The organism is Mesorhizobium sp. U510 (assembly GCF_059180695.1).
In genome coordinates this window covers 2594427-2616853 of record NZ_CP180532.1, presented here as the reverse complement: position 1 = coordinate 2616853, position 22427 = coordinate 2594427, and the positions used below count along the sequence as shown (strand labels likewise).

Here is a 22427-nt window from a genome sequence, read left to right as displayed (position 1 = left end):
GTCTCAGCCTTTCGTCACGATGAGAATGTTCAGGAAGCCATCGACGGTCGCGCTCATTCCCGGCGGAACCACGGTGGTGGAATCGAACTGTTCGACAATGGCAGGCCCTGTGAAAGCAGCACCGGCGCTGAGCTGATCACGTTCATACACGGCTGCATCGTGAGATACGCCGTCGAACCAGACGCCGCGGCGGCCGAGGGGCTCGGGCACATGAGGCACTACTTCGTGCCACGGTATCTCGGCTTTCGGAACGATGCCGATCGCCTTGACCGCGATGCGGAAGATCGACACCGGCGCCTCTTCGCGGCGGTAGTTGAACTCTCGTTCGTGCTCGTTGTGGAACGCCTCGATCAGCGAGCAGATGCTCTCGATCCGCGCCGGTGCCGACACCGCAAGTGAGCGCCACTGGCCCTGGTACATCATCTCGACCGTGCGCTGCAGCGCCATGTCTTCCTGCGCCACGCCCTCATGGGCCAGGCGTTCGACAGCCTGTTTTTCCATGAGAACAAACGCCGTCTGCATCTCGGCGGGCGAGACAGTCGAAGCATCGGCCATGAAGCTTTCGGAGAAATCGTGCTGCACGTCGACGAGAAGGCAACCGAGCGCGGAGGTGACGCCGGGATTGGGCGGTACGATCACGGTTGGAATCGAAAGCTCCTTGGCCACGGCCGCTCCGTGCAAAGCGCCCGCACCGCCGAATGCGACGAGTGCAAAATCGCGCGGGTCATAGCCTCGGCTGATGGAAAGAAGCCGGACGGCGTTGCCCATGTTGGCGTTAGCGACGGCGATGATCGCCTCGGCCGCTTGATGGAGTTCCATGCCGAAGGGTGCCGCCACCGTCCCCTGCACCGCCTGGGCGGCCAGAGCGGGGTCGAGAGTGATCTTGCCGCCTGCAAGGCTGGTTCCGAGACGGCCGAGCACGACATTGGCATCGGTGTTGGTGGCGGTGCGGTTGCCATTCTTGTAGCAGGCCGGACCTGGAAAGGCGCCGGCGGACTGCGGTCCGTTGCGCAAGCTGCCGCCTTCGTCCTGCCATGCCAGCGACCCGCCGCCCGCACCGATGGTCAGCACTTCGATGGAAGGAAAGCGGATCGGATATCCGAATTCAATGTACCAGTCTTTTGTGATGCGCGACTCCCCGTTCCATGCGAGCGAGACGTCGGTGCTGGTGCCGCCCATGTCGAAGCCGATCGAGTTCGGGAAGCCACAGAGATTTCCGATGAAACGGCTTGCGATCGCGCCGGCAGCGATGCCAGATCCTGCGAGCCGGGCTGAAAAATCCTTGACGCTCGCGGGTGTCATGACGCCGCCACCGCTGTGCAGCAACAGAAGATCTCGCTTGTATCCGGCCGCGGCAAGTTTTTCTCCAAGACGGGACACGTAATCGACGACGACGGGAGCGCAGACGGCGTTCGCCATGGTGGTGGAAAAACGTTCGTGCTCGAAGATTTCCGGCATGACTTCCGAGGAGATCGAGACCGGCACATCCGGCATTGCCTCCTTCAGGATCTCACGCATGCGGCGCTCGTTGGCGCCGTTGACATAGGAGTTCATGAAGCAGACGGCGATGGACTTGACCTGCCGTTTCTTGAGAATGTCGGCGGCACGGCGCGCAGCCTCTTCGTCCAGCGCTTCCAGGATCGCGCCCTCGGCACTGACTCGTTCCCGGACGGTCAGGCGGTCGCGGCGCGGGATATAGGGCTTGGCGACATCTTTATAGGTGTCCCAGAGATCTTCCTTGTTGGCGCGACGGATCTCGACAACGTCACGGAAACCCTCGGTGCAGACCATTGCGGTGCGTGGCAGGCGGCGGGTGATCAACGCATTGGTGGCGACCGTCGTACCGTGAGAAAACATCGTCACCTGTGAAAGATCGATGCGGCCCTGGTCCACGCCATTCATGATGGCTTGCATGGGATCGTCAGGCGTGGAGGCGGTCTTTTCGATGCGGATCGCGCCGCTGTCTTCGTCCATGATGCAGATGTCAGTGAAGGTCCCTCCGACATCGACGGCAACTCTAATTCGGCTCATGACAGTTCCTTCGCAAGGTCTTTGCGGGCAAAGCCCCGCCTTCGCCGCCCCTCGCCGGGGCGACGTTGCAATAAATGGTGGAATGGCCCGGATTCGTCGGGTCTAGTGGCGCGCTCTCGAGGCCGAAGGGCGGCCTGCCCGGTTCGCCGCTTCGCGACGGGTATCGGTCGGTGCGCAGCCGAACCGCGTCCGGTAGTGCTTGCAGAACTGAGACTGGTCAGCGAAACCCCAGCGGTAAGCGATCTCGGCAACGCTGCTGGTGTTGGTCACCGACATCAGCTCCTCGGCGCAAAGTTCAAGCCGGGCGTCGCGGATGAAGCCGTTGATCGACTGGTTGCTGTCCTGAAAAAGAACCTGCAGGTAACGCAGGGAGATGCCGCAGGCATCAGCCACCGCCTGCGGGCCGAGGCCGAAATTCTTCAGGTTGTCACGAATATACTGCTCGGCGCGATGCAAATGTCCGGCCCGGATCGACGAGATGCTGCTGTCCAGCACGCGATCGTCGCTCACGATCGACAGGCACAGCATTTCCAGGATGTGCCTGCCCATCATCTCACGAGCGGCTTCAGTGATCTCATCGACATGGCCGATCGTGGTGCGCACCGTGTCGAGGAAGAGCGCGGCGATGCCTTGGGTCGCATCGAAACTGAGCGCACTGAGCCGTTCGGCGGATCCGATCCGCGCCCGAACACTCGATGACGGCACCTTCAGGACCCACAGCGCGTTTGGCTTGCCATGCCAGAATTCGTAAGGCGCATCTCCCCTTTCAACGAGGAAGCCCCCCGGACCGCAATTGACGGTTCTCGACCCTTGCGAGAAATTCACCTCCGACATCTCCGGGATGGTGATGAGCAGGCTGGCGTCACGCTCGTTGAGGAAGTGGCGGCGATGGCGACGATAGCTTACGGCATCGCAGCGCATTTTAGACACGCTGACGAGCCCGAGGGAGAAGGTTTCCAGCGTACCTGAAAATTCGCGACGGTTCCGATACTCGGTGTCGAGCGGAAAATAGGCTTCGGTAACAGCGGCTTGCCAGGCATCACCACCTGCGGGACCGCCGATCGTATCGACGACGTATTTCATTCCCCGACCTTTCTGGTTGGCCCGGTTATCCCGGTGTTTTTCCGAAGATTACAGGAATCTGCCAGCGCGTATTGGTCAAAAACGAATAAACTTATGTGGCCGTTTGGTGGTTGGCTTGCTTTCCCATGCCTGCGCGAGGTTCGAGTTCCCTTGAAGCAGTCACTGTTTCATGGAAACGGTGACTGCTCCAACTCTTTGTTTCGACGCAATCCCGGACGAAAAACCGTTCACACTTTTCCTGGAATTGCTCTGGCCTGTTGCTGTCGATCGAACGGCCGCGAACATTTGCTTGCAAGCGCGCGGCTTCGTGGGCGTGCGCGCAATTTATCGAAGCGGCATCGCCACCGGCCGCATCGGCGTTCCCGTGGCGCCGCGCAGCTTGATGCAGGCACCAAAAAAGGCAAACTCATAGACCTTTTCCGCCGCCAGCTCCTCCAGCTGGGCCATTTCCAAAATAGGGACGCCGGCTTCGGCCAGGAGATAGGTGTGAACGGGGAAGAAATTCTCCGGATGTGCCGAAGGTGTCTGTTCCAGCGTCAGATTGTCGGCACCGATCATGATCACGCCGTGCTTGGCGAGATACTCGGCGCCTTCGCGATTAAGCCCCGGCGTGTTGCTGGCGAACGCCTTGTCGGGCCACAGCAGCATTTGGCCCGTACGAAGCAGGACGACATCACCAGGCTTGATCGACAGGCCCTGCTTCTTCAGGCAGCCCTCGATATCGGCCCTGCCGATCGGATGGCTCGGCGGCAACGTATCGACGCCGTGCAGAGCCGCGACATCCAGCAGAATGCCACGTGCAAAAATCGGCGGATATTTTTCCGGTCCGCATTTTTGCCAGGCGCGGCTGCCGAGATGGTCCCGCGCGGTAAAGCCGTTGAATATCTCACCATTGTAGCCGAAATGGTTGAAGGTATCGATGTGGGTCCCGCAATGGGTGTACATCGATATCGCATCGCCGGAATAACCGACGAGCTTGTTGGCTTCGGGGGTAACGCCCATGGCGTTGGCAACGATCTCACCCTGCGGCGTGTGCGTCATCCAGATCTGATATGGCTGATCGCCGGCACCAAACCAGCCGGGCATGCCGATGAAATGATCCACCGACAGATCGAACACCTTGGATGGATCGGTGCGGCTCATGATGGCCGAGCGGGACTCGGCATCGATGAGGTTCAGCATGCCGATCTCGTCGTCGCTGCCGTAGGGGCTCTTGGTGACCTTATGGAATTCGGCGTTGTAGGCAATAATTCTGCTCTTCATCGCCTCGTCGACGTAACACGCCATGCACATTGCCGTTCTCCTTGTTCTTCAGGTGGAAAACCCGACCAAAGGCTTGCCTATTCATCTGGACGGCAGCGCTATTCGCCGCGAATGACCGCTTCGGCACAAAGTGCCGCCGACAGCAGTTGCTCATCGCGCGCCGGCAGCGCCGACAGCAGGAAGCCGACAGGCATGCCGGCCTCGCCCGTGCCGCAAGGTATGGAAACGCCGCACCAGTCCAGGAAATTGCCGAGCAGCGTATTGCGCAGCGTGCGCATATTGGTTTTGACGAATAGCTCGTCATCGGTTTTCAACGGCTCCATCGGCGGGGCCACGTGCGCGACGGTCGGGAAGGCGATCAGCGCTCCGGCATCCACGAGTCCAGCGACCTCCCCGATCAGCCGGGTGCGCGAAGTGATGATTTTCAGATAGTCGACAAGGGTAATCTTCGCGCCGAGCCGCGTGCGGGTCACCACGCGCGGATCCATGTCGGCTGCCTCAGGGCCGGCAAGCCGTTGCTGATGCAGGGCATAGGCTTCCGCCGTCACCAGCGCGCCATGCTTGGCCGTCAGGTCCAGAATCTCATCGAACGCAGGAATGGCAAACCGCACGATTTTGACGCCTGCCTTGGCAAGGCGGGCGGTTGCGGCCTCGAACGCGTCCGACACGCCGGACTGGACATCGTCGAACACCACATTCTGCGGGATCACGATGGTCAGTCCCTGGAGGGTGCCTCGGCCTATCGAGGGTGCCGACAAGCCGCGCATGGCGGCATCGATCCAGACGGCATCCTGTACCGTGCGGCAGAGCGGCCCCAGCGCATCAAGGCTCTGCGCCAGCGGAAAGACGCCACGCATCGAGTAGCGCCCGCGGGTGGCCTTGTATCCGACAATCCCGTTGAAAGCGGCCGGGATGCGCACGGAGCCGCCGGTGTCGGTTCCGATCGAGACCGGAACCAGACCGGCCGCGACAGCAACGCCAGAGCCCGACGAGGAGCCGCCCGGAATGCGTGGCACATCCGTACTTCTGGGGTTTTTCGGTGTGCCGTAATGGGGATTGATACCGAGCCCCGAAAACGCAAACTCGCTCATGTTGACGCGGCCGATGGCAACCATGCCCGCGGCTTTCAAATGCGAAACCACATCGGCATCGTCGAGGGCCGGCGCAGTATGGGCAAGAACCTTGGAGCCCGCCGTCGTCGCCAGACCGGTGATGTCGAACAGGTCCTTCCAGGCAACCGGAATGCCATCGAGAAGGCCATGTGAACGGCCATCCCTGATCCGGCGTGAGGCAGCACCCGCCTCGCTCATTGCCCGGTCGCGCAACAGGCTGATGAAAACAGCCGGATCGGCATGAGCGGCAATTGCGTCGGACGTCGCCTCAGCCACTTCGACCGGGTCCACCGCACCGGACTGGATCATCACCGAGAGTTGGGCAACAGACAGGGAATTGAGTTTTTGTGTAATGACCATGCTTCCTTTTTTGAGGCGCGCTCAGGCCGCGACAAATTGCATCCAGCGGCGCACGAGATAATTGTGTTCGTCCATGGTGGTGTTCCAGACGGCAATGGAATTGGCACGCTGCCAGTAGGAGCCGCCGCTTCTGACCGCTCCCGCCTTGACCCGAAGCAATCCATCCGGTCCCGGAAGATCGTTCGCCGCCGGCAGCCCCTGGTACCAGTAGTCCCACTCGGCGGGCGTCATGTGTGCCCGGGATCGTTCCGGCGTCGACATGTAGTAGCCCTGGCGCGCGACCACGGCGCCCGGCCATCCTGACAGCCACCAGTTCAGATATTCGTAGGCCGCGTCCAGCATGCGTCCGCTCAGCCGCTTGGACAGGCATAGCCCGCCATGCCACGCGCGGTAGCCTTCCACCGGATTTGCCAGCTCCACGGGAACGCCGCGCAGATCCAGCTTGCTGATGCCGAGCGACCACATGCTTTCGATCACGGCGTCGCCGCAGGTCATCAGATCTGCGGCATCTTCGGCAGACCTCCAGAATCCCTTGAAAAATCCGGATTTCTTGCGTGCCTCCAGAATATCCATCAGCTTGTCGATCTCCTCGACCGACATGTTGCCGAGATTTTTGAATGCCATCAGGCCCGCCGCCTGGGCTGCCAGCGCCGCGTCGAAAATGCCGATCGCCGGCTCGTTGACCAGCGCCGCGTGTCCGTGAAACTCCTCGTTGAGCAGCGCTGCCCACGAGTTCATTCGCGCGGAGTTTTTCCTTACGACCTCGGGACTGTAGGCGAAGCTGTCGAAATTGTGGGTCGTCGGCAGCATGGAAATCCAGCGCGACGGCTTTTCGTCCAAGGCAAGGTTCGGTTGTACGAAAAGTTTGGTGACCGGCGCATCGCCCTGGCCGATCCGCGCGTTCGGACCGATGCGCCCCGTCTTGGTCAGATCGGTGATTTCATCCCAAAGACCGATGCGGTCGATATCGATCGGCTGCACCGCGCGCCAGTACCAGACGATATCGAGATTGTGAAAACACTGGTCGTAAATATCATAGGTGTCCGGCTCCAGCGCCGCCTTGTGCTGCGCCGTCATGAAATCCTGATTGTCGAATTCGATGTCCATGCCGAGATCGCGCTCGGCGCCGAGCCGCAGTTCCTCCAGCAGGGAAATGGCGGTGCCGAGAATGCGAAGCTTCGGCCGACCCTCTGTGTGAACCGCTGGCGACGAAAGCGCCGATGGCTTGTGATGCTTGGTCATGGCCTCTACGCGGTCTCGGTGATGTTGGCTGCGGGTTGTGGCAGCCCGAGCCGATTGAAGGCTGAAAAGGAGCGTCGGATCAAATCGGCATCCAGTCCGTCAACAATGAAAACGATGCGGGAGCGGCGATCATCGGATGGCCATCCCGTCATGTGAACAGGGGGATGGACGAGATGCTGGACGCCGTGAATGGCGACGGGGTTGTCCTCTCCCTCGATGTTGAGGATGCCCTTGACCCGCAGAACCTTGTCGCCGTGCCTGTTGAGCAGCATGGTCAACCACAGTCCGAAAGCGGTCCAGTCGATACGCGCGTCGATGGTCATGACGAAGGAATGCACCGGCTTTTGATGGGCGCTGCCGGCTTCGCCAATGACGGACACCGGCTCCTCGCAATAAAAGCCGCTCCTTGCAGGCGCGCCCTCACCCGAACCCGATGCCCCGCTCAACAGACGATCGATATCGAAGTGATCGCCATGCGCATCGACAAAGGGAGCATCCGGATTGATCCGGCGCACGCGCTGCATAAGCCGGGCAACCGCCGGCTCGTCGGTCAGGTCGGTCTTGGTCAAAACGATCGCATCGGCGATTGCCGCCTGCCGCACCGATTCGCCATGGGTTTCGAGCTGTGCCAGGCCATTGACTGCATCAAGCGTGGTGATCACATTCGCCGCCTTGAAATGATGGCGCAGCACAGGATCGGATTTGAGGGTGGACAAAACCGGGAACGGATCGGCAAGCCCGGTGCTCTCCATGATCAGCCGCCGGAAGGGCGGCACGATGCCGCGCTCGCGCTTGGACTGCAGGTCGCGCATCGCCTGCGCCAGTTCGCCCCGGATGGTGCAGCACACGCAGCCTGATTGCAGCAGCACCATGGTGTCATCGATCCGCTCCAGCAGATGATGGTCAAGACCGACTTCACCGAACTCGTTGATCAGCACCGCTGTATCGGACAGGGCCGGATCCTGCAGCAGACGGTGCAGCAGCGTGGTCTTGCCGGAACCCAGAAACCCGGTCAGCAGATTGACCGGCGTGAAGTCGGGGAAGGCATCAGACATCGCCGCCGCCCTCCAGCCTCTCGATCAGAGCATGAGACAGCGGATCGCAGACGCGGCCGGATATCTTTTCCGCCAGCGGCCACAGATGTCCAAGATCCTCGACCATCTCCGTCTTGCCCGTGCGGGTCGACAGAAGGAACGAGCTGCCCTGCCAGTCCGACAGGGTCATGCCGAACTCGGTGAGAATACGGCTGGCAATACGGACGCGCTTCGCCCTCTCCCGGCTGCGGTCGACACGCTCGGTGTTGCGCGTGAACACGCCCGGACGTGCAACCGCATCGGTCCAATGCTCATTGCTTCCGAGAATTCCGCACAGCGAACACATGACAAAGACCTCAGGACGGACAAGGCGCTGGCACTATCGGCCTTATTTCCGACGCGGAAAGCGCTTGGCGAAATCATCGGCGATCTCGTTCATCGTAACGAATTTGACGCCGGGATGACTGCTGATATGGGCATAGAGCCGTTCCAGCATCATCAGGACCTGTGGCCTGCCGGCGACATCGGGATGGATGGTGATCGGGAAGACCGCGTAGTCCATTTCGCGATAGACCCAGTCGAACTGCGCCTTCCACATGTCCTCGATATCGCGCGGATTGACGAAGCCATGACTGTTGGGTGACTTCTTGATGAACATCATCGGCGGCAGATCGTCGAGATACCAGGATGCCGGGATTTCGATCAGGTCCGTTTCATGGCCGCGCTTCAGCGGCACCATCCAGTCGGCGGGCTTTTTGGAATAGTCGATCTTGGTCCAGCTGTCGCCGACACGCACGTAATACGGTGTGAAATCGTTGTGCATCAGCGAGTGATCGTACTTGATGCCGCGCTCCAGCAGCAGTTCGTTGGTGACGGTGGAAAACTCCCACCATGGCGCCACATAGCCGGTCGGGCGTTTGCCGGACAGTTTCGTCACCAGTTCGATGCACTTGTCGAGGACCTCGATCTCCTGTTCGCGTGTCATCGCGATCGGGTTTTCGTGGGTGTAGCCGTGGATACCGATTTCATGGCCTGCGTCCGCCACGGCCTGCATCTGTTCCGGGAACGTCTCGATCGAGTGACCGGGAATGAACCATGTGGTCTTGATGCCGAACCGTTCGAACAGTTTCAAAAGGCGCATGCTGCCGACTTCGCCGGCAAACAGGCCGCGTGAAATATCGTCTGGCGAATCCTCGCCGCCATAAGACCCGAGCCAACCGGCCACTGCATCGACATCGATGCCAAAGCTGCACAGAATTTCCTTAGCCACGTCATTTTCTCCTTGAGGTTTTCCGGTCCATTTTATGGGCTCGATGGTCTTTCAGGTCGCCGGGATGACTGTTGCCTGACCCGGGTTCCAGGCAAGCAGGATGTCCGATCCCTCGGGAAAGACTCCAGGCGGATACTTGTCGATATGGGCCTCGAGCGCGATCGCCCGCCCATCCGGCAACTCGACCGAAAGATGGGAAATGTGGCCGACGACATCGAAGCGGCTGACTTTGGCGTCGATGACATTGCCGCCAGACTGCCTGGAGATCGCAGCGCGGGTGACGCTGCTCAATGTATGAACTTCCATGGCTTCGGCCGGAATGACGACATTGACCGCGGCGCCAGGGCTCATGTCGCCATTGGCGCTGCCGGCAAGCGTTCCAAGTGGCGTGTCGACTATGGTGCGCCCGTCTTCAATGCCCCTGACCGCGCCAGTGAAGATCGTGTTGCGGCCGATAAACCGGGCAACAAACGGGGTGTTGGGACGCGTATAGAGCTGATGCGGCGGGCTGATCTGTTCGACCCGGCCCTGGTTCATCACCACGACGCGATCGGAGAGCGCTAGGGCTTCCGACTGCGCATGCGTCACGAACACGAAGGTGATGCCAAGCGTCCTTTGCAGCAGCTTCAACTCGTTCTGGATGGCTTTGCGCAGATTGGCATCGAGCGCGCCCAGCGGCTCGTCCAGAAGAAGAATATCCGGCTCGACCACCAGGCCGCGGGCGAGCGCGATGCGCTGGCGCTGGCCGCCGGAAAGCCTGTCGGTTTTTTTCTCGGCAATATCGTCCAGACCAAGCTTCGAAAGCATGCGATCGACCTTGGCGTCACGCTCGGCCTTCGCCATCCCCTTGACCTCGAGGCCATAGCCGACATTGCGGCGGACCGTCATGTGCGGGAACAAGGCGTAGTTCTGAAAGATCATTGATGTCGGGCGGTCGGCAGGCCGCATGTCGTTGATGCGAACGCCCTTGACCATCATGTCGCCGGAGGAAATGCTCTCGAACCCGGCGATCATTCGCAGAGTCGTTGTCTTGCCGCAGCCCGACGGGCCGAGGAAAGCGATGAACTCGCCCTTGCTGACGGACAGGTTGAAGTCGATCACGGCTGGCGTGCCGCTGTCGTAAACCTTGCCAATCCTGTACAGTTCGAGATCGTAAATCATCGCACTCGCTTCGCAAAAAAGGGGTGGGGCGGGCAAGCAAGGCTGATCGCCCGCCCCGTCAGATATCAGGCGCTCAGGAACTCATCCCACTTCTGCACCAGGTGATCATATTCTTCCGGCCATTGGTGCCAGTAGGCGACGTTGGCCGCGCGCGTTTCGAGTGAACCGCCGTCACGCAGATCGCCTTCCTTGATGCCGCGCTCCGTGGCGCCGACCCAAGGCTTGCCTTCATACCAGAAGGCATATTTTTCCGGCGACATGACCTCTTTGATGTTGGTCGTCGGCGAATAGTAGCCCTGCTCGGAAACGATGATGCCCGGAGGCCCCGACAGCCAGTAGTCGGCGTAAGCTTCGACGGCAGCCTTGTTCGGCGTGCCCTTCAGCATGGTGTTGCCGATCGACCAGCCGCGATAGCCTTCCTTGGGAATGGCGTATTTGCACGCCTTGCCCTGTGCCTTGACAGCCATGACGGCCGGCTGCCAGGCGTCGCACACGACGATTTCGCCGGAGGCGAGGAAGTTGACGAGTTCGCCGAAATCGCCCCAAAGTGCGCGGAACTGGCCGTCCTTCTTCTTGGAAATCAGGAATTTCGCAGCTTCGTCGATCTCGGCCGCCGATGCATTGCCCGGGTTCTTCACATCCGAGAGGCCAAGCGTGTTCATCGCCATCACGGCTTGGCCGAAAGCGGTCAATGGGTCGGTGTTGAGGCCGGACTTGCCCTTCCACTTGGAATCGAAAATCGCCGTCCAGCTGTTTGCTTCTTCCTCGGAAACGATGTCGGGATTGTAGCCAACGGAATCGAAGTTGAAGACCGAAGGCACCATCCACAACGCCGTCTGTGTGTCGTCGGTCCAGATCTGTCCGACGATCTGCGCCGAGGCAGGCCACTTCGGATCGGGCTTCTTGAAGATGTCACGGATGTTCGACCAGTTCTTCAGCGCCGACGTCGCGATCGGATCGGCATTGTCGGTCATGACGACGGACGGCAGACGCTCGCCAATGGTTTCCCAGACGTCATAGTCCTTGGAGCCGGACAGGATCTTGGTCTGCGCATCCGGGAAGGTTGCCGCCGTGCCCGAGGTCGAGCCGACGCCGCTTGCCTTTTTGAAGTCGGCCAGGATGCGTTCCTGAACGGTCACCGAAAGACCGATGGTGCGCAGCTGCTCGGACGCAAGTGCTGTGCTTTGCGCATAAGCGGCGCTTGAAGACAGGAAATGCGTACCGCCTCCCATCGCAAGCGCCATGGCGCCCGCGGAACGCTTCAACAGTGAACGACGATTGATTTCTGACGAAACTGACATTGCTTTGTCTCCAGTTGTTCTTGTGTTCCCCGGAGCGTCCCCTTGTGGACACCCTGATCCGTTGCTCTGGCGAATAATTCCGAAAGGCCGTTGAGGATTTTCGGAGGACGTCGTGTGCTAGTACCGGCCCACAAGGAGGCCGCCGTCCACGACCAGCGTCTGACCGGTCATGTATCTCGCGCCGTGTGATGCAAGGAACGTGATCACGTCTGCGATTTCCTCGGGTTCGCCGATGCGCCCCATTGGAATGAAGGTGCCGGCGGCTTCGGCGCCCGCCGCGCCCAGCGAATTTTCCTCCGACAGCAGCTGGGCGGTGCGGATGTAGCCAGGCGCCATGCCGTTGACGCGGATGCCGTCACGGGCGAGTTCCACGGCAAGGGCGCGCACCAGGCCGACGACGCCGGCCTTGGCGGCGGAATAGTGCACATGCTCGTCCCAGCCGTAGGACGTCCCCATGATCGAGGAGAGCGCGACGATGGCGCCGGATCTTCGTGCCTTCATTGCGGGGACCGCAGCACGCGCAACGCGGAAGATACCCTTCAGATCGATATCGAACGTCAGGTCCCACTTGTCGTCGTCAAGCGTTTCGAGCGGCGCCTTGTGGGCGATACCGGCATTGGCAACGACTACGTCGATCCGGCCCAGACGCGCCTCCACATTGGCGACCAGCGCATCGACGGCGGACGTCGAACGCACGTCCAGCGCATGGAATTCAGCCGAACCACCAGCCATCCGGATGGCCTCGACCGTGTCGTTGCCCTCGCGCTCCAGCACATCGGTGACGACGACATGGTCGCCAAGTGCCGCGAAGGCCTTGGCTGTCGCATGCCCGATGCCGATGCCAGCGCCGGTGATGAGAACAACACGGGAAGAGAGCAGCGTGTCAGTCATGATCGTCATGTCCTCGCTCACAGCATCACGTCGCCGGAATTCGGACCGAGCGTCTGTCCGACAAACAGGCTGGCCTGCGGCGACGCAAGAAAGGCAACGGTTGCCGCCACCTCCTCAGGCTCGCCGAAACGGCCAAGCGGCAGCTCGGATGCCTTGCGGGTGCGCCATTCCTGCGACAGTTCCCGAACAAGCGGTGTGTTGATGGGCCCAGGCGCAACCGCATTGACGCGCACGCCGCGGCTCGACACCTCACGGGCCAGCGACTTGGTCATGCCAATGATCGCGGATTTGGCGGCCGCGTAATGCGAAAGCTCGATACCCCCGACCTGGCCAAGCTGCGACGCGACATTGATGACGGCGCCCTTGCCGGCCTTCAGCATCGCCGGCAGAACCATCTTCGTCATCAGGAAGGTTCCGCGGACATGCACCGCAAACATCCGGTCGAAATCCGCTATTTCGAGATTTTCAAACAGCGACTGATGCACGATGCCGGCATTGTTGATCAGCAGGTCCGTGTCGCCGAAGGCCGCCACGGCCGCCGCATGGATGGCCCTTGCGTCCACTTCGGATGAGACGTCGCCGGCGGCAGCGACAGCCTTTGCGCCAGAGACGGCAATCTCCGAAACCACCGCTTGGGCGCGCCCGAGATCGAGGTCGTTGACCAGTACGGCGTAGCCATCGGCGGCGAGCCGGATGGCTATTGCCCTGCCGATCCCGGAACCGGCGCCGGTTACGATTGCGCTCGCTGTCTCGCCGGGCATCATGCCTCCTCCTGGATGGCCACCCGGCGGGCACGGCGGATCGACAGCATCATCAGCGCCGCATAGGTGCCAAGCAGTGCGAAGGAGAACAGCGTCGTCAGCACACCGAACGCAAAGACGTTCGGATGGACCTCCACCGAGAACGTTCCGTAGATTGCGAGTGGCAACGTCAGGTCACGGCCCGACGCAAACAGGGTGCGCGAAAACTCGTCGTAGGACAGCGTGAAGGCGAACAGCATGGCCGAGAGGACGCCCGGAAAGATCAGCGGAAACGTCACTTTGCGGAACGTTTTCACCGGCGACACGCCAAGCGACCAGGAGGCCTCCTCGACGTTCTGGTCGAAGCGGTTGAGGATTGCCAGCATCACCAGGAACGCGAAGGGATAGGTGTAGACGACGTGCAGCACGAAGGTCGTCCCCCACCAGTGCCGGTCGATACCCAGTGCATTGGCGATCAGCGCCATGCCGAGCCCGACCAGCACACCGGGCACCATCATGCCGAGCACGATCAGGTAGAAAGCAAAACCGGAGCCGGTGAATTTCTTGCGGAATGCCTGTGCCGAGGTGACCCCGAGAACGGTCGAGACGATCATCGTCATCACGGCCAGGACGAGTGAGCGGACGAGCGCCTCCTCGATCGGCAACGGCGCAATGCGCGTCGGCGGCGTCATGCCAAACAGATGCTTGTACCAATAGACCGACCATTCGATGATCGGAAATTGCGGACCGCCTTCCGGTCCTGTCTGGAAGGACAGGATCGCGAGAACCACCATCGGACCGTAAAGGAACACGAGGAACAGTGTCGTGTAGACGCCAAGAACCAGCTTCGTGCCGCTTGCCTGCATGATCAGAGCTCCTTCCTGAGATCGACCACACGCAGCAGCGCAGCCACGACGATGCCCATCAGGATGGTCAGGATCACGCCCGCGACCGCCGCGAAGGCCCATTTCAGCGACCCGACCTGCGTCACGATGATGTTGCCCAGGAGATTGACCTTGCGGCCGGACAAGGCCGCGGACGTCGCGAATTCGCCAAGCACCATCACGGACACGAAGATCGCGCCGACCACGACGCCTGGCATCGACAACGGCAGGATGATGGTGCGGAAAATTCGCCAGAAGCCGGCACCGAGGTCCTGCGCGGCTTCAATGACGCTTTGGTCGATGCGGCCCATCATGAAGGCGATCGGCCCGACCATGAACACGCAATAGATCTGCGTCATGCCGATAATGACCGACAGCTCGGAAAACAGCAGCACCTCGATCGGCTTGTTGATAAGCCCGACACCCTGAAGAATGAGGTTGATTGCGCCCTCCTTGCCGAGCATCGGACGCCAGGCAAGAACGCGGATCAGAAACGACGTCCAGAACGGAATGACGCAGAGCACCAAGAGCACCGTCTGCACGGTCTTGTTGCGCACGAACAGCCCGACGAAGAGAGCAGCCGGATAACCGACGATCAGGGTTGCCGCCAGGACGATGAGCCAGATGCGAATTGTCGTCCAAAGCGCGCTGAGATAGGTGTCGCTGGAGAAAAACATCACCCAGCTCTTGATCGTCAGCGTCGGCGTGATCGCAAATGTGGTCTGCGTCCAGAACGAGACGTAAACCATCATCAGAATCGGCACGACGAGAAAAAGAACCATCCAGATCACGCCAGGCGCAAGCAGCCACAACGTCCTGTCGGGCATTTTCCTTGCGGGCCGGTCGGCGGACGCCGGTTCAGCCGTGGCGGCAGTCATCGCCATCGTTCACAATCTCCATTCCGCAGGCAGACACAGGACCCAAGCGCGTTTCATGCATAGACAAGTGCATTCTGGCGTTTCCAGACGAGGGCGTAGCGGCCGTGCGGCACACAGGTCTGTGGCGCGGCCTGGCTGAGATGGGACTCGACCTCGATCACGCGCCCGTCATCGAGCGAGAAAAACGAATTGATGGCCGCGCCCGAATACTCGTCGGCGATGAACGTGCCCTCGATGCGGACTTCCTCCGCTGTAACAGGGGCCGCGAGCGGCCTGACGGAGATCCGATCGTAACGGATGGCATAGGCTGGTTGACCGCGCACATCGGCCTTCTGCCCCTGCAACGGAAACCTTCCCACCGGACTGATGAAATCGTCCTTCGAGAGCTGTCCCTCGAAAAGATTGTAGCAATTGAGAAATCGTGCCACGGCCGCGGACCGCGGCCGGTTGTAGACGGTGTCGGCGTCGTCAGCCTGCGCGATGCGTCCGCGATCCAGCACGAGTACGGTGTCACCCATTGCCAGTGCCTCGGTTTCGCTGCCGGTCACATGCAGAAACGTTACGCCGCAGCGCTCGCGGATCGCCCGCAGCTCGGCGCGCATGCGCGTGCGCAAATTGGCATCGAGCGCGCCAAGCGGCTCGTCCAGCAGGACCAGCGACGGCTCGGTTATCAATGTTCGGGCCAGCGCCACGCGCTGACGCTGGCCGCCTGAAATCTGCGCGACGCCTCGGTCTTCAAGACCGGTCAGACCGACCAGAGCGACGATATCCTTGACCCTGGCGCGAACGACGGCCGAATCCGTGATTGGATTCAATTCCCGGTTCTCCAGACCGAAAGCTATGTTACCCGCGACGGACAGGTGCGGGAACAGAGCGAAATTCTGGAACACGAAGCCGATGTTGCGGCGATGCGGCGGAACCGCTTCGACGCGTTCGCCCTTGAAAAGGATGCTGCCGCTATCGGGAGCCTCGAAGCCGGCAATCACGCGTAACAGGATTGTCTTGCCCGATCCACTCGGACCGAGAAGCGAGATGTAGGCATTGTCCGGCAGCGAGATATCGATGCCGTCGAGCGCCCGCAGCGCGCCGTACGCCTTTGTCACCTGAGAGAGCTGCAAAACTGCCGCCACGATTTCCCTGCCGGTTTCTCGCAAGTAAACTGTCGCTTACGTCACCGCGTGGTGACGCGGAAACGTTTCCGCGAACGGGCAAGCCGATAGCGGTTGCGCGCATGATCTGCGCGCATTGAAGCAATCCGTTTCTTGTGGTTGTGCTCATCCACCTCGGGATGCTTCTTCCGGCATCCGCTTCAAAATTTATGACATAAATGATTTTTGTATTCAATAGGCTTTTTAGGATTTCGCTATTTTGACCGCATCGCGTCAAATGGCTCACCGGCGCTGGCGCCTGCATCGACATTTCACAAACGGCTTCCCCCATCGAAATGATCAATAGGCTTGTAACGGAGCAACAATTTATGCCCAGGCAATGCAAAACGCTGCCTGTTTGGTGCAAACAGAGCCTAAATTTACGGCACGAACCTCACTCTCAAGCGCAGATTCGCTGACTGCCATGGGTTCAAAGCAAGCGCCATGCCAACTATACGCGCGCCGAAAATTTTGGCGTTGCCGCTCTGGCTTTTCAGATTTTGTATGCAAAAGTCATTATTTGTCGATGTGAAACGTTCGCAAAATAGCGTACACACAGGCATCCAATTTCCTGTTCTCATCAGGGTCAAAGACGGAGAACGCCTCTCGCCATGACACGCAGCAATGCAGGCCAGAACACGCAGCGGCGCTACGAAATTGCAGAAGATGTGCTGCGCAACAATATTAAGGACGGGTTGCTTCCTCGCGGGCTGGTTCTTCTTGAAGGACCGATCGCGGAAATCCTTCAGATCTCTCGGGCTCCCGTTCAGCGCGCACTTCTACGCCTCGAAGCCGAAGGCCTTGTCCATCGCTTCAAGGGCAGAGGTTTTCTTGTCGGCCCGCAAGGTCGCGATGTCGTGCCCAACCGCACCGACATAAAGTCGCTCGGCCTTGTCGTTCTGCAGCATGCCGATGAAGCGCTTCAGAGCCGCTCGTCCTGGGAGCGCATCTACAACACGGTCGAAGCCGACGTCGCCGGCTGCGTCGTTTTCGGCAAGTACCGGATCATCGAGATAGAAATCGCCAATCACTTCAATGTCAGCCGTACGGTGGTGCGAGACGTCCTCAGCCGCCTGCAGGAACGTGGCCTCGTGCGCAAGAACCAGAGTTCCCATTGGATGGCCGGCCCCCTCACCGCCCAGACGATCAAGGATCACTTTGCGCTCCGCCGCATGCTGGAGCCGTCGTCGCTGCTGGCGGGTGCGCCGCTCATCGACCGCGACAGACTGACAAAGCTCTTCAGCCAGCTTGTGACCCTTGAGGAACTGGATACCACCGATCACCTGAAGAACATCGAGGAGCTTCAAACGCGGCTGATCGAAACCTGCATACTGACCACGGAGAACGAGCAATTGCGCGAGCTCATTCGCAACAACCTGCTTCCCGTCGGCGCGTCCGAGCGGCTGCTGCGCAAGCTCGGGCTTCCCGGTGATCCGACGGTCATCACCGAACTGCGCCTGATTGTGGAGCTTCTCATCCGCGGTGCGGTGACAGCAGCCGCCGCGATGCTGGAAACGCATCTCGACGCGGCGATGAAACGCATGATTGCCCAGATGAAAATCGTCGCGATCATTCCAGGCCCGAGTGTGACCGCCGGTTATCTGACGCGAGTCGAGTAGCCGGCCTATAACTATCTTCATGTTCACGGCGCTGAACAGCGTACCGATCACCTCATATCCTTGGTGCTCGTCTGTTCGACGGTTGGCGCGAATGCGATCCAACCGCGGCGCGGTCTCAAAAGCCAACCAGATCGCCGCCCTTCAATCCCAGTATCGCGCGGGCCTCCGACGGGGTGGCGATCTCGTGGCCGAGTTCGGTCAGGATGGCGCGGATCTTGCGTACCTGTTCGGCGTTCGAGCCCGCAAGCTTGCCGCGGCCGATATAAAGCGAGTCCTCCAGCCCGACCCGCACCGAACCGCCGAGCATGGCGGCCTGGGTGGCGAATGGCATCTGGAAGCGGCCGGCAGCCAGCACCGACCAGCGATAGTCCGAACCGAACAGCTTGTCGGCCTTGTGCTTCATGAAGGTGAGATTGTCCATGTCGGGGCCGATGCCGCCGAGAATGCCGAAGATCATCTGGACGAAGAAAGGCGGCTTCACCAGACCGCGATCGACGAAATGCGCCAGACTGTAGAGATGGCCGACATCGTAGCATTCATGCTCGAACCTGGTGCCGTGGCCGTCTCCGAGCAATTTCAGGATGCGCTCAATGTCGCGAAAGGTGTTGCGAAAGATGAAGTCGTCAGTGCCGCGCAGATACGGCTCCTCCCACTCATACTTCCACGACGAATAGCGGTCGGCGAGCGGATAGATGCCGAAATTCATCGAGCCCATGTTGAGCGAGCACATTTCCGGCTTGGCCAAGAGAGGAACGGCCAGCCGCTGCTCGACGCTCATGTTGAGGCCGCCGCCGGTGGTGACGTTGATGACCGCGTCGGTCGCCTGCTTGATGCGCGGCAGGAACTGCATGAACACCGCCGGGTCCGGCGTTGGACGGCCATCCTTCGGATCGCGTGCGTGCAGATGCAGGATCGAGGCACCTGCCTCGGCCGCTTCGATCGACTGGCGGGCAATGTCGTCCGGCGTGAAAGGCAGCGCATCCGACATGGTCGGCGTGTGGATGCCGCCGGTGACGGCACAGGTGATGATGACTTTCTTCGACAGGTCGGCCACGGGCTGGTCCTTTCCTTGCACGGGAAGCGATGATTGTTCTACTGGTCCTGAAAGGTCACGCGCCGGCGTGTGGGCACCAGCGAGAGGCCGGTCTTCTCGGCGAGGATGCCCCATAGCCCTTTCGGCGCTTTCAGCATGACGAGGATGGCGACCGCGCCGAGGATCAACAGGTAGGTGGTTCCGAGGTCGGACAGGGTCTCGCGCAGCAGGAAGAACAGGATCGTGCCGACGATCGGGCCTTCGATGGTGCCGATGCCGCCAATGACGGCGATGAAGATGACATAGGCCGTCCAGTCGTTGACACTGAAGGCGGCATCTGGCGAGATGCGTAGCTTCTGCAGGAAGATGAAGGCGCCCGTCATCGAGGTCAGTCCGGCGACTGCGACATAGACGAAAAGCTTACTGCGCCAGATGTCGATGCCGAGGCTTTCAGAGGCGATCTCGCTGTCGCGAAGCGCCGTCAGCGCCAACCCCATGCGCGAGCGCAGCAGCAGGATGATGAAGGCCAACGCCGCGAGGGCGAGCGCCAGTGCCGTCCAGTAGACCAGCATTTCGCGCACGTCGCGGTTGGCCGCGATGCCGGTGACGACGCTCGCGGTGAGGCTGGTTCCAGAGCCGCCGCCGAGCACCGAGAGCTGGGCGAAACCGAGACGGAAGACTTCGGCCAGGGCCCAGGTGCCGATGGCAAAATAGGCGCCCTGCAGGCGAAACAGCAGCGGTGCGAGTGGAATGGCGATCAGTGCGCCCAGCACACCGGCAAGCAGGATCGCCAGCAACGGATGGACGCCAAGGAACATGGCGAGCGCAAACAGCGCATAGCCGCCGAAGCCGACATAGGCCTGCTGGCCGACAGAGACCAGGCCGGTATAGCCGGCAAGCAGGTTCCACAGGCTGGCCAGCGCGATGAAGGAATAGATCTCGCCAAGCAGCCGGATGTTGGCGCGACCCGCCCACCAGGGTGCCGCGACAAGGCCGACAAGAAGGACAAGGGTTGCAATCGCGGTCACCCGGCTGGTCGCGGTGGAGCGCTCGATCGAGAAACTGGCGTGCATCAGTCCATCCTCGGGAACAGGCCTTTCGGCCGCAGCGCAAGCACCAGGAAGAAGACGAGATGGCCGGCAAGGATCTGCCAGCCTGGCGAGATCTGCGCACCGATCCCCTGCGCGACGCCAAGCACGATGCCGCCGGCGAGCGTGCCCCACAGATTGCCGAGCCCGCCGATGATGACAGCCTCGAAACCAAACAGCAGCCGCGTCGGGCCGGATGACGGGTCGAAATTGGTGCGGATGGCGAGGAAGATGCCGGCGATCGCCACCACCCCGGCCGACAGCGCCATCGCCATGCCGAAGATATGGCGGCGGTCGATCATCATCAACTGCGCGATCTCGGCGTCATCGGAGGTCGCGCGGAAGGCTCGGCCGAGACTGGTCCGGTAGAAAATCCATTCGAGACCGAAAATGAGCAGCACCGACACCGCGAACATGAAGAGCGGCAGGATGCCCAGGCTCAGGCCCGGCAGCACCTGGATGCTGGCCGTTTCCAGCGCACCGGCGGCCAACCGCCGACTGTCGGCCGTAAAAGTCGCCAGCAAGCCGTTCTGCAGGATGACCGAGATGCCGAAGGTGACGAGCAGCGGCGACAAGAGATCCTTGCCGATCGTCGGGTTGAGCAGCAGGCGCTGCAGGCCGTAGCCGATCGCCGCCATCAGCGGAACGACGATAATGGCCGACGCCAGTGGGTGCAGGCCGGTCGCGTGCACCACGACCAGGGCGATATAGGCAGCGAGCACGATCAGATCGCCATGGGCAATGTTGACCAGCCGCATGACGCCGAAGATCAGCGACAGGCCGGCGGCGAACAGTGCATAGAGCCCGCCGAGCAGAACGCCCTGGACGATGGCGTTGACCCAGTCCATCAGCGATGCATCCCGAAATAGGCGGCGGTGATCGCCGCGCGGTCATGCTCTGCGGGCAAGCCCGCAAGCGATACCTTGCCCTCTTGCAGGCAGACGAATGTCTTGGCGACGCCAAGCGCACGCGAGACGTCCTGCTCGACCAGGATGATCGAGACGCCGGTGGCGGCAATTGGGGGCAAGGCGGCGTAGATATCCTTGATGACCACCGGTGCCAGCCCAAGCGAGATTTCGTCGAACAGGATGATGTCGGGATTGGCCATCAAGGCACGGCCGATGGCGACCATCTGCTGCTGGCCGCCCGACAGCGCCGTACCGGGTCTGCGCCGCCGCTCGCCAAGGATCGGAAACAGCTGGTAGACCGCGTCGAGCGTCCAGCGGCCGGGTTTGGCGCGCTCGCCGCCGATCATCAGATTCTCCTCGACGCTGAGCGAGCGGAACAAGCGGCGCCCTTCCGGCACCAGGGCGATGCCGCGCCGCGCGATACGGTCAGGCCGTTCGCCGCCGATCGGCTCGCCGCGCAGCAGCACCATGTCCGGGCTGCAGGGCACCAGCCCGGTGATCGCCTTGAGCAGAGTCGATTTTCCGGCTCCGTTGGCGCCGATAAGTGCCAGCACCTCACCGGCCCCAAGCTCGAGGTCAACACCGAACAAGGCCTGGAAATCGCCATAGAAGGCCCTGAGCCCACATATGGCGAGCAATGCTTCAGCCATGCACGGCCTCCGCGTCCAGACCCATGTAGATTTCGGCGACCTGCGGGCTGGCCATGACGGTGCGCGGGTCACCGTCGGCGATCTTCCGGCCGAAGTCGATCACCGCGATGCGGTCGACCACGGCAAGCAGGGCGTTGACGACATGCTCGATCCAGATGATCGAGACGCCAGCGGCGCGCACCTGCCGGATCGCCTCGACAAGGTCCAGGCATTCCGGTTCGGTCAGCCCGCCGGCAATCTCGTCGAGCAGAAGCAGCTTGGGATCGCTTGCCAGGGCGCGGGCCATTTCCAGGCGCTTGCGTTCCAACAACGTCAACTGGCCGGCCAGCACATTCGCCTTGCGCCGGAGACCGGTAAGTTCGAGCACCTCTACCGCCCTCGCCTCGCTGTCGCGCTCCGATGCCTTGCGGCCGAAGGCAGCACCCACCAGGATGTTCTCGTAGGTCGTCATCCCGGCAAAGGGATGCGGAATCTGAAAGGAACGGGCAATGCCGCGGTGGCAGCGCTGGCGTGCCGGCATGCGGGTGACATCGGTGCCGTCGAAGTCGATCGTGCCGGCGTCGGCCAGCACGGTGCCGGCGATCAGGTTGAACAGGGTGGTCTTGCCCGCGCCGTTGGGGCCGATAATGCCCAGAGCTTCGCCCTTGGCAACCGACAGCGTGACATTGTCGGTAACCTGCAGGGCTCCGTAGCGCTTGCTTACGCCGTTGACAGCCAGGATGGGCAAAGCG

21 protein-coding genes are annotated in these 22427 nt (G+C 61.2%); 1 reads left to right on the top strand and 20 read right to left on the bottom strand.

The genetic code is table 11. The annotated features are described in order from the left end of the window. Positions 1-3 precede the first annotated feature (3 nt). The 15 genes from ACLGL5_RS14315 to ACLGL5_RS14245 all read right to left on the bottom strand — a co-directional run bounded on the left by ACLGL5_RS14315 (position 4) and on the right by ACLGL5_RS14245 (position 16380). Entirely contained in the window at positions 4-2031 is a 2028-nt protein-coding gene (locus ACLGL5_RS14315; RefSeq protein WP_069091356.1) for a hydantoinase/oxoprolinase family protein, read from the bottom strand. 102 nt (positions 2032-2133) lie between these two features. After that, entirely contained in the window at positions 2134-3114 is a 981-nt protein-coding gene (locus ACLGL5_RS14310; protein WP_019860215.1) for an AraC-like ligand-binding domain-containing protein, read from the bottom strand. 324 nt (positions 3115-3438) lie between these two features. Beyond that, positions 3439-4407, bottom strand: a complete 969-nt coding sequence (locus tag ACLGL5_RS14305) for a cyclase family protein (protein ID WP_038644738.1) — start codon at positions 4405-4407, stop codon at positions 3439-3441. 68 nt (positions 4408-4475) lie between these two features. Continuing rightward, positions 4476-5849, bottom strand: a complete 1374-nt coding sequence (locus ACLGL5_RS14300) for an amidase (protein ID WP_494372924.1) — start codon at positions 5847-5849, stop codon at positions 4476-4478. 21 nt (positions 5850-5870) lie between these two features. Continuing rightward, positions 5871-7091 carry an ABC transporter substrate-binding protein gene (locus tag ACLGL5_RS14295; protein ID WP_069091355.1) on the bottom strand — a complete coding sequence of 407 codons (1221 nt, stop codon included), beginning with the start codon at positions 7089-7091 and terminating at the stop codon, positions 5871-5873. A gap of 5 nt (positions 7092-7096) precedes the next feature. After that, positions 7097-8146, bottom strand: a complete 1050-nt coding sequence (locus ACLGL5_RS14290) for a CobW family GTP-binding protein (RefSeq protein WP_069091354.1) — start codon at positions 8144-8146, stop codon at positions 7097-7099. Beyond that, positions 8139-8471 carry a hypothetical protein gene (locus tag ACLGL5_RS14285; RefSeq protein WP_069091353.1) on the bottom strand — a complete coding sequence of 111 codons (333 nt, stop codon included), beginning with the start codon at positions 8469-8471 and terminating at the stop codon, positions 8139-8141. Before ACLGL5_RS14285 ends, ACLGL5_RS14290 begins: the two co-directional genes overlap by 8 nt. A gap of 42 nt (positions 8472-8513) precedes the next feature. Further along, the gene (locus ACLGL5_RS14280; RefSeq protein ID WP_019860221.1) at positions 8514-9395 is read right to left on the bottom strand and encodes a polysaccharide deacetylase family protein; all 882 of its coding nucleotides are present in this window, start codon (positions 9393-9395) and stop codon (positions 8514-8516) included. A gap of 51 nt (positions 9396-9446) precedes the next feature. After that, positions 9447-10556 (bottom strand): ABC transporter ATP-binding protein, encoded by a 1110-nt coding sequence (locus tag ACLGL5_RS14275; protein WP_019860222.1) that lies wholly within the window; start codon positions 10554-10556, stop codon positions 9447-9449. A gap of 65 nt (positions 10557-10621) precedes the next feature. Beyond that, a complete protein-coding gene (locus ACLGL5_RS14270) occupies positions 10622-11857 on the bottom strand; it encodes an ABC transporter substrate-binding protein (RefSeq protein WP_027047212.1) in 1236 nt (411 codons plus the stop codon). 117 nt (positions 11858-11974) lie between these two features. Beyond that, positions 11975-12748 carry an SDR family NAD(P)-dependent oxidoreductase gene (locus ACLGL5_RS14265; RefSeq protein ID WP_027047213.1) on the bottom strand — a complete coding sequence of 258 codons (774 nt, stop codon included), beginning with the start codon at positions 12746-12748 and terminating at the stop codon, positions 11975-11977. Positions 12749-12765: 17 nt separating this feature from the next. Beyond that, entirely contained in the window at positions 12766-13512 is a 747-nt protein-coding gene (locus tag ACLGL5_RS14260) for an SDR family NAD(P)-dependent oxidoreductase (RefSeq protein ID WP_120145541.1), read from the bottom strand. Continuing rightward, complete coding sequence (locus ACLGL5_RS14255) at positions 13509-14354, bottom strand: ABC transporter permease (RefSeq protein ID WP_069091352.1); 846 nt, start codon at positions 14352-14354, stop codon at positions 13509-13511. Before ACLGL5_RS14255 ends, ACLGL5_RS14260 begins: the two co-directional genes overlap by 4 nt. Positions 14355-14356: 2 nt before the next feature. Further along, positions 14357-15256 (bottom strand): ABC transporter permease, encoded by a 900-nt coding sequence (locus ACLGL5_RS14250; RefSeq protein WP_019860227.1) that lies wholly within the window; start codon positions 15254-15256, stop codon positions 14357-14359. Positions 15257-15303: 47 nt separating this feature from the next. Beyond that, positions 15304-16380, bottom strand: a complete 1077-nt coding sequence (locus ACLGL5_RS14245) for an ABC transporter ATP-binding protein (protein WP_027047215.1) — start codon at positions 16378-16380, stop codon at positions 15304-15306. Positions 16381-17009: 629 nt separating this feature from the next. Here ACLGL5_RS14245 and ACLGL5_RS14240 point away from each other — a divergent pair. Beyond that, positions 17010-18017, top strand: a complete 1008-nt coding sequence (locus ACLGL5_RS14240) for a GntR family transcriptional regulator (RefSeq protein WP_019860229.1) — start codon at positions 17010-17012, stop codon at positions 18015-18017. Positions 18018-18132: 115 nt separating this feature from the next. Here the strand turns inward: ACLGL5_RS14240 and kce are convergent, their stop codons facing one another. Genes kce through ACLGL5_RS14215 form a run of 5 tightly spaced genes read right to left on the bottom strand, consistent with a single transcriptional unit; the run spans position 18133 to position 22423 of the window. Then, complete coding sequence (gene kce / locus ACLGL5_RS14235; RefSeq protein ID WP_069093313.1) at positions 18133-19062, bottom strand: 3,5-dioxohexanoate:acetyl-CoA acetone transferase; 930 nt, start codon at positions 19060-19062, stop codon at positions 18133-18135. Between the two features lie 47 nt (positions 19063-19109). After that, positions 19110-20123 carry a branched-chain amino acid ABC transporter permease gene (locus ACLGL5_RS14230; protein WP_069091351.1) on the bottom strand — a complete coding sequence of 338 codons (1014 nt, stop codon included), beginning with the start codon at positions 20121-20123 and terminating at the stop codon, positions 19110-19112. Beyond that, positions 20123-20986, bottom strand: coding sequence for a branched-chain amino acid ABC transporter permease (locus ACLGL5_RS14225; RefSeq protein ID WP_019860233.1), 864 nt, complete (start codon positions 20984-20986; stop codon positions 20123-20125). The genes ACLGL5_RS14230 and ACLGL5_RS14225 overlap by 1 nt, the downstream gene beginning before the upstream one ends. Next, complete coding sequence (locus ACLGL5_RS14220) at positions 20986-21696, bottom strand: ABC transporter ATP-binding protein (RefSeq protein WP_069091350.1); 711 nt, start codon at positions 21694-21696, stop codon at positions 20986-20988. The genes ACLGL5_RS14225 and ACLGL5_RS14220 overlap by 1 nt, the downstream gene beginning before the upstream one ends. Further along, positions 21689-22423, bottom strand: coding sequence for an ABC transporter ATP-binding protein (locus tag ACLGL5_RS14215; protein WP_069091349.1), 735 nt, complete (start codon positions 22421-22423; stop codon positions 21689-21691). Before ACLGL5_RS14215 ends, ACLGL5_RS14220 begins: the two co-directional genes overlap by 8 nt. Positions 22424-22427: the final 4 nt, after the last annotated feature.

Bases quoted from the DNA above. Each gene is read 5' to 3' on its own strand.
- ACLGL5_RS14240 (WP_019860229.1), top strand. From the start codon at position 17,010: ATGACACGCAGCAATGCAGGCCAGAACACGCAGCGGCGCTACGAAATT.
- ACLGL5_RS14250 (WP_019860227.1), bottom strand. From the start codon at position 15,256: ATGGCGATGACTGCCGCCACGGCTGAACCGGCGTCCGCCGACCGGCCC.
- ACLGL5_RS14300 (WP_494372924.1), bottom strand. From the start codon at position 5,849: ATGGTCATTACACAAAAACTCAATTCCCTGTCTGTTGCCCAACTCTCG.
- ACLGL5_RS14230 (WP_069091351.1), bottom strand. From the start codon at position 20,123: ATGCACGCCAGTTTCTCGATCGAGCGCTCCACCGCGACCAGCCGGGTG.
- ACLGL5_RS14275 (WP_019860222.1), bottom strand. From the start codon at position 10,556: ATGATTTACGATCTCGAACTGTACAGGATTGGCAAGGTTTACGACAGC.
- ACLGL5_RS14260 (WP_120145541.1), bottom strand. From the start codon at position 13,512: ATGATGCCCGGCGAGACAGCGAGCGCAATCGTAACCGGCGCCGGTTCC.
- ACLGL5_RS14315 (WP_069091356.1), bottom strand. From the start codon at position 2,031: ATGAGCCGAATTAGAGTTGCCGTCGATGTCGGAGGGACCTTCACTGAC.
- ACLGL5_RS14305 (WP_038644738.1), bottom strand. From the start codon at position 4,407: ATGTGCATGGCGTGTTACGTCGACGAGGCGATGAAGAGCAGAATTATT.
- ACLGL5_RS14295 (WP_069091355.1), bottom strand. From the start codon at position 7,091: ATGACCAAGCATCACAAGCCATCGGCGCTTTCGTCGCCAGCGGTTCAC.
- ACLGL5_RS14285 (WP_069091353.1), bottom strand. From the start codon at position 8,471: ATGTGTTCGCTGTGCGGAATTCTCGGAAGCAATGAGCATTGGACCGAT.
- ACLGL5_RS14225 (WP_019860233.1), bottom strand. From the start codon at position 20,986: ATGGACTGGGTCAACGCCATCGTCCAGGGCGTTCTGCTCGGCGGGCTC.
- ACLGL5_RS14310 (WP_019860215.1), bottom strand. From the start codon at position 3,114: ATGAAATACGTCGTCGATACGATCGGCGGTCCCGCAGGTGGTGATGCC.
- ACLGL5_RS14270 (WP_027047212.1), bottom strand. From the start codon at position 11,857: ATGTCAGTTTCGTCAGAAATCAATCGTCGTTCACTGTTGAAGCGTTCC.
- ACLGL5_RS14265 (WP_027047213.1), bottom strand. From the start codon at position 12,748: ATGACTGACACGCTGCTCTCTTCCCGTGTTGTTCTCATCACCGGCGCT.
- ACLGL5_RS14290 (WP_069091354.1), bottom strand. From the start codon at position 8,146: ATGTCTGATGCCTTCCCCGACTTCACGCCGGTCAATCTGCTGACCGGG.
- ACLGL5_RS14255 (WP_069091352.1), bottom strand. From the start codon at position 14,354: ATGCAGGCAAGCGGCACGAAGCTGGTTCTTGGCGTCTACACGACACTG.
- ACLGL5_RS14220 (WP_069091350.1), bottom strand. From the start codon at position 21,696: ATGGCTGAAGCATTGCTCGCCATATGTGGGCTCAGGGCCTTCTATGGC.